The following is a 13,117-nucleotide window of genomic DNA, read 5'->3' as shown; positions in this document are numbered from 1 at the left end:
AGGCTCATCCAAAAGGCAGGCTTATAAAGTCTCCTTTTTTTGTTTGCGGCGTTATGCGTAAAGATGCTACGGAATTTATTGGAAAATCGGGATAAAAGCATCCGGACTGCGAGGCGGCTGATGTTGACGCAAGAATTCCTTGATCCAGCGATATCTGTGGCAGAGATCAGGGGGTTTTTTATAGAATCCTGCACATAATACAACATTTCCCCTCATCCTATCGGCCCAAATCCAACATTGTTGTATAAAATGCAGGATTTCACCTCACCCAAGCGGCTTAGCAGGATTATTCTTGTATTTCATACAACAATCCTCCCAAATACCTCGCTATCTATGAATCAAAGTTGCAAAACGTACAACATTTATCTCTAAAGAGATGTATATCCAGCAACACAACAAAGCCCCTTCAAAGTCGCGGACGACTCGAAGGGGCTTTGTGTCCTAATTACCTTAGATATAGAACATATAATTATCCGCGTGGCTCTCTTCCTTGAAGTTGATCAGATCGGATAATGTGGTGGAGTCCAGCACATCGGCAATGCTGTCGCGGATACGCAGCCAGAGGTCGCGCTTGGCCGGGTCATCCTCTTCTGTGAAGTCCACAGGAGAAATCGGGCCTTCCAGTACGCGGATGATATCTCCGGCAGTAATGGTGCTGGTCTCGCGGGACAGAATATACCCGCCGTATGCGCCGCGGATACTTTTTACAAGTCCGGCATTACGCAGCGGGGCGATCAGTTGCTCCAGATAATGCTCGGAAAGTCCGTTTTTCTCGGCAATGCTCTTAAGTGATGTTGGCCCTTCACCAAATCTGAGGGCAAGCTCCATCATAATGGTTAATCCGTAACGTCCTTTGGTTGATATTTTCAAAGGGGCACCTCTTTCGGTTTAGTTGCTGGTTCTGTGGTTCCTGTTTCGCTGGTTAGACATGAGATATGTCATATCAACGTATTCCGATGTTTGCTCTCAGCTTATGTTATCATATCTTTGGACACATTTGGAACACCCAACGGGAATAATTCGCGATTTTGTTCACCAGTGGTGGACAAATTGTCAATTTTGGACTCTTTTTCGCAGGAATTTATACCAGCCTTGTCCTGTTTGGGGTAGACAGGTATGTTATAATACACAATGAGCCGGGTGTTCAGTCAGAACGCCGGTATTTTGTGCATAGAAAATGGTGATCACGATGACAAAAGCTAACCAGGATATCCGTGTCGTCGTCGGTATGTCGGGTGGGGTCGATTCCTCTGTTACAGCGCTTCTGCTGAAGCAGCAGGGTTATGACGTCATCGGCATCTTCATGAAGAATTGGGATGATACCGACGAGTTCGGCGTATGTACGGCGGAGACCGATGCCGAGGATGTGCGCCGCGTGTGCGAGCAGATCGATATTCCTTACTATACCGTTAATTTCGAGAAGGAATACTTTGATAAAGTCTTTTCCTATTTCCTCGAAGAATATAAGGCTGGCCGGACACCGAATCCGGATGTGATGTGCAACCGCGAGATCAAGTTCGGGGAATTCCTGAACAAAGCGCTGCAGCTTGGCGCAGATTACGTGGCTACCGGACATTACGCCCGGGTAGTGGAAGAGGATGGCATGTTCAAGCTGCTGCGCGGCGTGGACAACAACAAAGACCAGACTTATTTCCTGAATGCACTGAACCAGTACCAGCTCTCCAAGGCCATGTTCCCGATCGGGCATCTGCCGAAGCCGGAGGTGCGGAGAATTGCCGAGGAAGCCGGACTCTACACCGCCAAGAAAAAAGACAGCACCGGCGTCTGCTTCATCGGAGAACGTAATTTCCGTGAATTCCTGAGCCAATACCTGCCGGCGCAGTCGGGCAATATGGTCGATACCGCCACCGGTGAAGTCAAAGGCCGTCACGACGGCCTCATGTATTACACGCTGGGCCAGCGCCAGGGTCTTGGCATCGGCGGCTCCGGCACAGGTGAACCGTGGTTCGTGGCCGAGAAGGATCTGGCAAGCAATACCCTGTATGTTGTACAGGGCGAGAAGCATGTCAGCCTGTACTCCACCAGCCTCACGGCTTCAGGCGTGAACTGGATCGATGCAGCTACACTGGGCGATACGCCGCTGAAGTGTACCGCCAAGTTCCGTTACCGCCAGCCGGATCAGGGCGTTACGCTGACGAAGCAGGCAGATGGAACCGTGCATGTTGCTTTTGATGTTCAGCAGAAGGCGATCACGCCGGGACAGGCTGTGGTGTTCTACCTTGGTGAAACATGTCTCGGCGGCGGAACCATTGAGACTGCCGAGAAGGTTGTGCCCCTGCCGCAGGTGTAACTGCATCACCTGCCTGAGACGAGCCCCTAATGCATACAAAAGAACCTTCAACACCACCGGATCGTGGAGCTGAAGGTTCTTTTATTCGTTATTGTACGGGATAATGCTCAGACCAGCAGACTCCGGCCGGATTCCCGGCAACAGAATGTCCGCTTTATTACGGCTGAACCCCCCATACCCGTACACCATTCAAGTACAGTGGTACCCGGTTCCAGTCTGTATAAGCCGTTTTGGTTGAATCATAGGAATAATCATCGGCCTTATTGTAATTGCTCCAATCGGTTTTGTTGATGCGCAGCTGAATTTCCCCGGTGTTCGCCCCGGGTGCCAGACTGCCGGCACCGGCGCTGAAGGAAATCTCCACATAATAATCCGCTCCTGCAACCGCAGGATCAAGCTTCACGAAGCTGCCCAGCACATTGCTGCCGCCGAGTGTTGCATAATCGACATTGAACTGCTGAGGTTTCTCTCCGTCAATCGTGTAATAGTAACGGAGCTTGACCTTACTGAGGTCCACCGCTGTCGTCCCGTTGTTGACAATCCGCAGCTGCGGACGGAACTGCGAATCTGTGGCGTTCGTATCCGTTGTACGGTATTGAACCACCAGGTTCGCCGCAGCAGGCGTAGCCGTTGGCGTGACCGTTGGTGTAGCCGTTGGCGTCGGCGTAGCTGTTGGTGTGGCCGTTGGTGTGGCCGTTGGCGCTACTGTCGGTGTGGCCGTTGGTGTGGCCGTTGGCGCTACTGTCGGTGTGGCCGTTGGTGTAGCTGTTGGAGTGACCGTCGGCGTGGCCGTTGGCGTTGTGGTCGGTGTAGCTGTCGGTATTGGACCGCTGCCGTTATTGATTAGCCGGTCGTATTCCGCATAGGCTGTAGCGATGTCCACCTGTGACCAGAAGCGGTGATAGGTGAACTCAGGTGCGCCATTGTCCCATGTCTTGGTTGTTTTGTTGTACGAGCTGTTGTACTTGCCTTCCAGGTAACTCCACTTGGGATCATTTTTGATCTCAGGAAGCACATCGGTATAGCTCGCATAGACTCCGTTTCCGCCCTTGGCCGGATCAGAAGGTACTGTCGCGCTGCCCGGTATAGTGTTTCCTTGGCCGAAGGTACCCGTCCAGCCCGCAGGGAAATATACCTCTTTGGTGAAGAACCGGAAATAATCCGCACGCTTCTCAAGCGTCGTAATTCCCAGTCCATCATTGTAGCCCCAGGCTGTATCCAGCAGGGACTTGGCCAATTGTGAAGCGGTTCCGCCGAGCGCAGTATAACTGCCGTGTTCCGCTTTGCTTCCTGCGGCAAAGAACGTAAGCGCTTTAATATAGCTGCCCAGCACGCCGGTATCCTGTCCGGGATCTTTGGTCACTGCCTTGAGGCCGCTGTTGCCGCTAAAAGAGTTGAAGCCGCCCCATGTATCCGGCTGGCCCTGCCACTCCACATTGCCCGGAATCCAGAACTCGCCGGGTGCGGACACGGTGGCAATCTGCGGATCATCTCCGCCCAGAATCCGGTTTCCCTGCAGGTCCAGATAATAGCCGGCGGCATCCGTTACCGGACGGCTGCCCGCAAAGGCATAATCTGTAGACCAGTCAATCCAGTTCTCAATCACCCGTTTGGCCATTTTGAAATTGGCCGAGGTGGTATCCCCGCTGGAAGCCAGAATGTAATACAGCTCGGCTACCCGTTCAACACTCCAGGCCTGCATCCCGAACCAATTGTTGGATGGCGGGTCATGGTAGACTGGAGCCTCGTCATAGGCCATGCCATAGAAGGTGCTTGTTCCGGCGGGATAAGCGCTGTATGAACCGCCATAACTGTTCGTGGCACCGCCTGCAATAGCCCCTTCAGAGGATTGCAGCCAGTTGTAGAATTCCAGCTGGCGGGTCAGCGATTTGCCCCAATCCTCTCCGGCCGTTGCCGAAGCCGGAATCAGGCCGCCGTCTGCAGTGGACAGTGCATAGGCTGCAACCACATTCTGATAACCCTGGTGCGCATGGCTCGCGCCAATTCTCCAGGCCCAGTTGCCGGTTGTTCCAAGGCCCCCGCCCCAGGCAGTATACCAGGCCAGCAGATACTGGCTGGAATCCTTGCCGGTTCCCGCTTCAGGTGTGCCGTCAGCAGCGCTGCCGACTTTCTGGAAGTACTTATCGTACATGCCGTAACGCAGGAAGTCGCCCATTTTCTTGGCTTTGTTCAGATAGACCGTATTGGTGTATCCAAGGTCCTTGGCCCAGTACATCGCTTGCACAGCGCGCGCATCCGCGTCTGTAGCATTCGTATAACGCCATTGTGCGGAAGGTACGCTATTTTCCTTGGTGAACAGGCTCATGAAGCCTTCATTCGTCTTGCCGAACGATTTGTCATCCTGTGAAGGATGCGCTACCGCTTCCCAGACGGATTCCTGCACTCCGCGCTGGAAGGTATTCACATAAGCAGCGGTATGCGCAGGATTCAGCAGATTGCCGAAGCCGTACCAGTTGTCCACATCCACCAGCCAGTGCATCAGATAGGTCTGGTTATTGCCGTAGGTCGACTTCAGCTCTCCATCCAGCGGGTCCTTGCCCGGCGTATATTTGCCGTTCAGCGCACTTGGATACAGGTCCGGCTGGGCAAGCTCCGAGGCGTAGGTTGCCGGACTGTTCGGGTTGTAATTGCTCATCGTCGGCTGCTCCTGCACGCCGTCGCCTTCATTAACCGGGATGATGTATTTCTCCATATTGTCCCAGGCGGCTTCGAGCTTGCTCCAGTCTCCGGTATTATAGCCATACAGCACTTCAAGCCACATCCAGTAGCTGTAGGCCTCGGAGGTGGTCATATGCCCGTAGTTGGGCGCCTCGCTAAGCAGGGTCTCCACCGCGTGATAAGGAATGCCTTCCGCCGAGAAATAGCCGCTCGCCGGGTCTTTCAGCTGGGCATATAATTGCAGAAATCTTGTCTTTTCTACCGATGCAGCCTTGGCTGTCCCGGGTCTGAAATTAAAGATACCGCTTGTAAGAGAAATGATCAGGATGGCAGCCATTACTATGGAGAATGGTTTCTTGATTGAACTCAGCTTCATCATTTCGGCATACTTCCTCTCTGGAATGATTTATGGTTCCAAGCCCCACACAAGCGTTCCTGCACGGTAAAGTGTAGCTTTCTCCCAATCCGCGAAGGTCTGCTGGGTTCCTCCATAGGAATAGTCATTGCTCTCATTGTAGGCCGTCCAGTCGGTCTTGTTGAACCGCACCTGAATCTCCCCGCTATCCGCCCCCGGAGCCAGGCTTCCTGCCCCTGCGGCAAAGGAAATCTCCACATAAGAATCCGCCAGGGATACCGGCGCGTCCAGCTTCACAAAGCTTCCGCTCATGTTGCCGCTGCCGACAACAGCGTAGTCACAGTGAAATTCCTGCGGCTTGTCCCCGTCCACGGTGTAATAATAGCGCAGCTTCAGACCACTGAGTGCAATGGTCTCGGTCCCTGTGTTGACAATCCGGAACTGGCTGCGGATCTGCGAATCGCCGGGACTTGTGTCATTGGTGCGGTACTGTACACGCAAAGCTCCAGTAACCGGCGGGGTGGTCTCGCGCGGCCGGGCCGTAGCCTGTGCAGACGCCGTACTCTCCCCCACACTGTTCGATGCGGTCACCACGTAATAGTAGTCCACTCCGTTCGTCAGCCCGCTGTCGCTGTAGACGGCTCCGTTTGCCGTGCCAATCACCGTGTACGGTCCGCCGCTCACCAGAGAGCGCTTGACCGTATACTGGGAAGCACCGCTGACCGCATTCCAGCTCAAGGCCACGCTGGCATTGCCGGGTACCGCCTGCAGGCCGGACGGACGGCCCGGAACCTGGGGTTCACCGGGGGTTCCGCCGCCGGGAGGCAGCTCCCCGTACACCTTGACACCCGCATCAAATACCGGAATATACGGATTCTTCGTCGCCGAGGAAGCACCTGGAGCCACTCCCTTGAACGAGAAGTCATTACTGTTGTCCCAGAAGGTGGTGTTCAGCGGCCCGGCAATCCGGAACTGGACCTCCTTGCGGTAAGCGGATTGTCCGCCCGGATAAATCGGTGTGCCGGAGAAATCTACTTTGGTGTAGTAGATATGATTCGCTTCATCATAAGGCAGCAGCTGCGAGACGGTTGCCCCCTGATTGTAGCCTCCCGCCTTGACGGTGATATCTGCTGGTCCATACCCTGCAGCCACAGCCTCACTTATGTCCATATAGTAGTTGAAGGACATTTGACTGCTGGAGCGGGCAGGCCACCCGGAGCGGTTATTGAGCAGCGCACGGATTTCCACAAAATTGCTGCCGCTGGCGTTCACAGAGGTCTCGGTGAACATTTCATCCTCACGCGTTTCGGCCGGCGGGAAATTCACAAGCGGCTGCTGGCCCTGCCCGTGGAGCAGCATCATTTTGGCCAAAGCGCCGGTAAAGGCTGAATTGTAATCGGTTGCAACCTCATTGGAGACATAATCGCTGATTGTATCGGTGTAGCTGTCTGTCTTGGAAGGTCCTCCGACCAGTGCGCCGTACAGCACATGCCGGTGGTTCGCAGGAGTCGTCTGGCTGTCGCTCCAAGAGCCGTGTGAGGTGCGGTGATGGGGATGCTGGGGCGAATTTGCGCCGAAGCCAATCACATAGCTGCTATTGCGCGGATTATCGCCCAGCATATAGGTAATCTGCCGCTCCGCAAAGGTCTGGGCGGTGTTCTTCTTCACCGGATCTGAAACCCAGTCCGCATAGACAAAGGCCATGAATGCCTGGTTGGCCGCATACCGCAGCGCCCCCCATTGGTCCAGATGGGCCAGCCCCCCGGGAGTATAAGCTACCCGGTCAGAGGTACCGTTCACTCCGGTGGTCCAAAACTGCATATTCCGTTCAGTGGATTGAATGAATTTGGGATCACCCGTAATGCGGGACAGCAGGAGTTGTGCACCGTAGTGCTTGTCATCCCAGGATTGGGTCCATTGATAACCCCAATCTCCGGCTTGGTTCGTGCCCCACAGATTGCTGGCGGCAGTAGCCTTATCCAGATAGGTCTGCTCGCCGGTCGCTAAGTACAGCCAGACACCACCCCAGCTTAATTCATCGGCATAGCTGCTCCACGAATTGTAATACTGCTTGGCATCAGTGATTGTATCGGAGTAAGCCCCGCGGTACGTATCGGCAAAATTGTATAATTGCTTGGCATGCAGCAGCAGCTTGTCCGCATAAGCGGCATCCGAATCCCTGAAAATAATGGAAGCTGAGGCAAGCGCAGCAGCGGTCTCCGCTGCCAGATCAGAGCCGGGATGCGCAGCATCAATCTTGTAGGATGGACGTGCCATTTGCATGACCTCCGCCGGTCCCCACCAGTTATGATCCGCCGTGCCGTTGCCGACCTGTCCCCACAGCTCATTAGGAGCCGTATGCGCTTTCACAAAATAGTCTGTTGCCCAGCGGATATTGTCCAGAATCTCATCCAGCTGCCCCGATTGCACGTATCCATCCTTGTATTCATAGACCGACCATGCCAGCATGGTGGAGGTGTACGCCATAGGAAATCCGAATTTAACATGATCCCCTGCGTCATACCAGCCTCCCGTCAGATCGTGGCCGACATCCGCACCGTCCTGCAGCCCCGAATCGCCCCGCCATTCCACACGATTGTTCGCCGGCAGATCACCCGACCGCTGTGTCTCATAGAAATAGATAGATTTCTGCAGTGCCTCTGCATAATTAATCCCTGCGGTTGCAGCTTTGCTGACTTGCGGATGAATAACAGTCCCTGAAGCAATAGTGCAGGTTAGCATTAAGCTCAGTGCTGCGATACAGCCTGTCTTCCGTCTCGTTTGCTTCACCTTAACTCATCTCCCTTCGATTCTTACGTTTCAGCCCGATCGGGTGACTCACGCGCAGATACCTCCCCAGCGTCCATTGAAGACATTTCATAAGACATTCTATTCAGTACACTCCATCCTCCACCCCCACTTACAAATTAAGGAAATAATCTCCCTATCTACACATATACCACATAAAGTAATTTAATTCTATATATTTACAATTATATCCACCGAAAACAGACTCGTTTTGTCAAAAAATTTCCATTTTTATCATATTTGCCGTTTCATCAACCGAAAAAAATGCCTAACGCGCTTCAGGTGCACGCCGATACGCAAGCAAAAGACCACCGCAGTTGAGTGCATGCGGTGGTCTCACTTTACTTCTCTTCCTTTATTGGTCTTCCCATGCATCTGAGTGGAGCGCTATTGCCCGCGCCGCAGCTGCTGGTTATGGCGGATCTTCGCCTCGTTGCCCTGCTCGGTCGCCTGATAGAACACTCTCCGGGAGATCGCCTTCGGAAGATAGTCCTGCTTCACATAATGGCCGGGGAAATTATGGGGATACTGGTATCCCTCATGCCCCAGCTGGGCTGCGCCTTTATAATGCGTATCCCGCAAATGCAGCGGCACCTCAGCCGACTTCAGATCCTCCAGGCTATCCATAACGTTCGCGATTGCCATTACCACGCCGTTTGATTTCGGGCTCTCCACCGCAAACAGGATTGCCTGTGCGATATTCAGCTTCGCCTCCGGCCAGCCGTTGTTGCGGTAGGCATCCAGCGCACTGACAGCCTGAACCATCGCCTGCGGGTTAGCCAGGCCGATATCCTCGCTGCTCGCGGCGATCAGACGGCGGATGAAGGTCATCGGGTCCATGCCGAGCTTCTCCACGGCGTAGAGGAACCAGAACAGGGCGGCGTCGCTGGAGCCGCGGATGCTTTTGTGAAAAGCGGACAGCACATCATACTGCGTAGACTCGTCCGCTTTGACAATCGGCCGGCGGATGGACTCCTCCGCCACCTCCAGCGTGATATGCACGCTGCCGTCACTCTCCGGGGCAGTGGTCATCGCCGCCAGCTCCAGCGCGTTCAAGGCGCGGCGGATATCGCCGTTAGCCATCGTGGCGATATGCTGCAGCGCGTCCTCATCCGCCTTCAGATCCATGAACCCCAGGCCCCGCTGCTCATCGGCGAGCGCCCGCTTCATGGCAATCAGGCTATGCTCACTGGTCAGGGACTCCAGCTGGAACAGCGTGGAGCGGCTCATAAGCGCCCCGTTCACATAATGGAACGGATTCTCCGTCGTGGCGCCGATGAAGGTAATCGTCCCCTTCTCCACTGCCGGCAGCAGCGCATCCTGGCGGGAGCTGTTGAAGCGGTGGACCTCGTCCAGAAACAGAATGGTCTTCGAGCCGTACAGCGCCTTGTTGCTCTGGGCGCGTTCAATAACCTCGCGGACATCCTTCACCGAGGCTTCCACCGCGTTCAACCGGACAAATTCACCTTGGGTATGATGCGATATGATATGAGCCAAGGTTGTTTTGCCGCAGCCCGGAGGCCCGTACAGCAAGATGGAAGACACCTGATCGGCCTCTATGGCTCTGCGCAGCAGCTTGCCGCGGCCTACAATATGCTCCTGTCCAATATATTCATCGAGATTCACGGGCCGCATCCGGTCTGCAAGCAGCCGTCCGCTCCCGTTCCCGTTATCCTCACCCAGCGAGAATAAATCCATAACTCCACTTCCTTGCTAGTAATCTGGTATTTCGCTATTTCTTCGATAGAAATAACTGGCTGCCTTCTATCATACCATACCCGCAGCTTTCATTAAAAAGAGCATGACCTCGCCATCACCGGCGGGAGCATGCTCTTTGTTCTATTCTTAGAACTTATATGTTGTGGGGCTGTTTCAAATATTCAGGCTAGCTGTTCAGTGCCAGCCGCATTTTTGAAATGATTTTGCGGATGCTTTCTTCGGATAAATGATATCTCTTCTGCAGCTCGTTCACCGAGCAGCCACTGCTGTGACTACAGAAGATCTCTTCATTGCGGTTCGCAATTTCTTGCCGGGAGCCGCTGTTCTCGCCCCATCGTACCCGCTCTTCCGTCTTCTTCGGGATGTATAGCAATTCACCCTGGATGTAGCCCTGTAGCTCTTCGAGCAATCCCGGGGGGAGCACATCCTTTCCATTTACGTAACTCACGTTCTGGTTCCTCCTTCAACAGGTGTGTTCCGTTAAGTCCGATCACTGCGCTGTTCTTGATAATCATGCCACCTGCCTCCTTTCTTCTCCTCAAATTTGGTAAATAACCTAAATTCATTATATTAAACCCTGCGGTTAGCGTCTACATTCATTGTTTATCAGTAATCTATCAGTGGTTTGTCAGTGTACTTCTATATATTTTAGCTAAGCCTGAAATATATAGCCGCTATCTATACATAAGGAGGCCTCGCGGCCTCCCCTTAAACAGGCTTCCGTCTTAGACGGAAACCACCTCGTATTCTGAAAACATTGCCATCAGCCTCCTTCCAGAAGTAATCTTGCCCGGCCGGACACTTATTATTAAGCCACAGGTATCCGCGGGTTACAAGTTCAAGAATAGTTATAATCGTTCTCCACCTTGAGCTCACGTTAATCATAACTTTCAGGAGGAAGGCATAGCGGTAATTTTAGCCAAAAAAATTTTGACGAAAAACTAATTTTTTAGTCGATTAGTGTCGAAATATATATTAAATTATCTATTTACTTCGAGATATGGAAATTAATTTAACCCCATCCATTCAGAAATTCAGGAGGAACCTTCTATGACAACCCCACGGAATCCTTTAAAGCGTGTATTTCACATCACCAAGCTCAGAACGGAACTCATGCTGCTAATCATCATAGCCATTGTGCTCCCCTCCCTTGCCCTGGTTGTCATATCCACAGAAACCTCAGAGTCGGCACTGCGCTCCAAGATGGAAGAGACCACAAACTCAAGCATTCATATTCTCGATAAAACCCTTTCGCAATTAATCCAGCTGGAGAGCGCAGGTGTGAATGAGCTTGCTTACCAGATTAGTGCCGCCGATCTCACCAGCGATACTGCAAAAGTACGCAGCCTGATCGACAAATTCAAGCTGGAGCATCCTGAAGTGGATATCGTAGCTCTGGGCAACGATGAAGGTAAGTACATGTTCGCTCCGGATTCAGAGCAGCAGGATTATGATCCCCGCATCCGGGACTGGTACATAGACGCTCTAAAGTCACCGGAGACCACATCGGTTATTGATCCTATTTTCTCCAAAGTGACGAACAGCTACATTCTGCCGGTTTCCAGGGCTTTTCCGGACGGCAAGGGTGCCGTTACCATCAGCATCAGCATGAACGAGCTTATGGAGCTGACCAAAAATGTCAGTCTGGGCGACAGCGGTTATGTATATATTCTAGACGGCAATAACAAGGTGATCTATCACCCTACCATGGAGGTGGCTTCTGATGCAACAAGCCAGATGCTGGCTGAAATGGGTAAAGGCCCGGCAGGCAAAATCTCTTACAAGGACGATACAGCCAATACACAAATGGACGGCTTCTACATTACGAACGAGCTGACCGGATTCAAAATGGCCGGTGTGCTGCCGGAGAATGAATACACCAAGGCTGTATACCCGATTCTGTACAAGTCAGGTATCGTGCTTGTCGTCTCCCTGCTGCTTGCTTCGATCGTAACCTTCCTTATCATCCGCCGCATTACCGGCGCTGTGGAACGCTTGAACCGTTCGGCCAAACGGGTAAGCGAGGGTTATCTGGATGAGTCCGTGGAAACGAACCGCAAGGATGAGATCGGTCAGCTTGCCGGCAATTATAATGCGATGGTGTCTTCCCTGCGCAAAATGGTTCAGGAGGTCGCTGAAACGTCAGGCCACCTGGCGGCAGCCAGTGAACAGCTGACAGCCAGCACCGGCGAGAACAGCAAAGCGGTCGAATATGTGACTGAGCTGGTCGAGGAATCCACCCGTGGTGTGGAAACCCAGGCTTATGCTTCCGCCGAAGTGGCTATAACGATGGATGAAATGTCAACCGGCATTCAAAAAATCGCCTCCGCCTCAGAGATGATAGTGGGCGCCGCAGTACAGACGGAACAGGATGTCTCCACCGGCAGCGCCAAGATGCAGCATGTCGGAGAACAGATGAAGACGATCCGCGAATCCGTACATCAGTCCGGCACGCTGATTGCTGAGCTTAACGGATTAAGTGCCAAGGTGGCGGACACCAGTACGGCCATCTCTGCCATTGCCAAGCAGACCAATCTCTTGTCGCTGAATGCCGGCATTGAGGCTGCACGGGCCGGAGAACATGGCAGAGGCTTCGCTGTAGTCGCCGGTGAAGTGCGCAAGCTGTCCGAAGCTTCCAATGTCAGTGCAGGACAAATCCAGGAGACCATCTCTGAGATGGTGGACCTGATTGCCAGCGCCTATGATGTGATGCGGCATAAAGTGGTTGGAGATGTGGAGCAGGGAATGGCGCTTACACAGGAAGCCAGCGAGGCCTTCCACCAGATCGAGCAGTCCACCCGGCATGTAGGCGAGCAAATTCATGAAGTATCCGCGATTACCGAGCAAATGTCAGCCAGCAGCGCAGAAGTAGCAGCGTCTGTTCAGGAGATGGCCAAGATCGCCCAGGCCGCGCTGGAATCCTTCCAGAGTGTAACAGCGGCGACAGAAGAGCAGCTTGCTTCCATGGAGGAGATCACTTCATCCTCCGCTGCGCTCTCCGCCATGGCTTCGGATATGCAGGGACAGGTGGAACGGTTCCACTTTGAGCCGAAGGGCAAGGCTTAAGAACTTCCGGCGTAATGAGGGGCACTAATGCCCCTCATTTGCTCATTCAGCACGAAAAAAAAACCTCTCTTTTGAAATGGTTAATACATTTCACCAAAGAGAGGTTTCTTTTTTGCGTTTTTTTAAGATTGCATATACGTTTCCCGCTTAAATAGCGGATCGGACCGGACGGCCCGCGG

Annotated in this window: 7 protein-coding genes; 2 read left to right on the top strand and 5 right to left on the bottom strand. The window is 53.2% G+C overall.

Annotation, left to right across the window (positions count from 1 at the left end; all coding sequences use genetic code 11):
* Positions 1–450 precede the first annotated feature (450 nt).
* The gene (gene cymR / locus NSU14_RS04165) at positions 451–870 is read right to left on the bottom strand and encodes a cysteine metabolism transcriptional regulator CymR (protein WP_039294546.1); all 420 of its coding nucleotides are present in this window, start codon (positions 868–870) and stop codon (positions 451–453) included.
* A 319-nt stretch (positions 871–1,189) separates the two neighbouring features.
* Here cymR and mnmA point away from each other — a divergent pair, with 319 nt between their 5' ends.
* Positions 1,190–2,311 (top strand): tRNA 2-thiouridine(34) synthase MnmA, encoded by a 1,122-nt coding sequence (gene mnmA, locus NSU14_RS04160; RefSeq protein ID WP_340943058.1) that lies wholly within the window; start codon positions 1,190–1,192, stop codon positions 2,309–2,311.
* Between the two features lie 157 nt (positions 2,312–2,468).
* On the opposite strand, the gene NSU14_RS04155 is transcribed toward mnmA, so the two are convergent.
* From NSU14_RS04155 to NSU14_RS04140, 4 genes are all read right to left on the bottom strand, one after another.
* The gene (locus tag NSU14_RS04155) at positions 2,469–5,366 is read right to left on the bottom strand and encodes a glycoside hydrolase family 48 protein (protein ID WP_340948883.1); all 2,898 of its coding nucleotides are present in this window, start codon (positions 5,364–5,366) and stop codon (positions 2,469–2,471) included.
* 30 nt (positions 5,367–5,396) lie between these two features.
* Positions 5,397–8,087: a glycoside hydrolase family 9 protein gene (locus NSU14_RS04150; RefSeq protein WP_340948881.1), complete on the bottom strand. Its 2,691-nt coding sequence runs from the start codon at positions 8,085–8,087 to the stop codon at positions 5,397–5,399.
* Positions 8,088–8,540: 453 nt separating this feature from the next.
* Positions 8,541–9,851 (bottom strand): replication-associated recombination protein A, encoded by a 1,311-nt coding sequence (locus NSU14_RS04145; protein WP_171720885.1) that lies wholly within the window; start codon positions 9,849–9,851, stop codon positions 8,541–8,543.
* Between the two features lie 187 nt (positions 9,852–10,038).
* On the bottom strand, positions 10,039–10,320 hold the full coding sequence (locus NSU14_RS04140) for a CD3324 family protein (protein ID WP_039294537.1): 282 nt from the start codon (positions 10,318–10,320) through the stop codon (positions 10,039–10,041).
* 602 nt (positions 10,321–10,922) lie between these two features.
* Here NSU14_RS04140 and NSU14_RS04135 point away from each other — a divergent pair.
* Complete coding sequence (locus tag NSU14_RS04135) at positions 10,923–12,938, top strand: methyl-accepting chemotaxis protein (RefSeq protein WP_042139531.1); 2,016 nt, start codon at positions 10,923–10,925, stop codon at positions 12,936–12,938.
* Positions 12,939–13,117: the final 179 nt, after the last annotated feature.

The sequence above is a fragment of the Paenibacillus sp. FSL R10-2771 genome (genome assembly GCF_038000205.1).
GTDB lineage: Bacteria > Bacillota > Bacilli > Paenibacillales > Paenibacillaceae > Paenibacillus_AQ > Paenibacillus_AQ phytohabitans.
This window is presented reverse-complemented; position numbering and strand designations above follow the sequence as displayed.

Coding starts and splice junctions, on each gene's coding strand:
- NSU14_RS04135 (WP_042139531.1), top strand. CDS start 10,923: ATGACAACCCCACGGAATCCTTTAAAGCGTGTATTTCACATCACCAAG.
- NSU14_RS04155 (WP_340948883.1), bottom strand. CDS start 5,366: ATGAAGCTGAGTTCAATCAAGAAACCATTCTCCATAGTAATGGCTGCC.
- mnmA (WP_340943058.1), top strand. CDS start 1,190: ATGACAAAAGCTAACCAGGATATCCGTGTCGTCGTCGGTATGTCGGGT.
- NSU14_RS04145 (WP_171720885.1), bottom strand. CDS start 9,851: ATGGATTTATTCTCGCTGGGTGAGGATAACGGGAACGGGAGCGGACGG.
- NSU14_RS04150 (WP_340948881.1), bottom strand. CDS start 8,087: ATGCTAACCTGCACTATTGCTTCAGGGACTGTTATTCATCCGCAAGTC.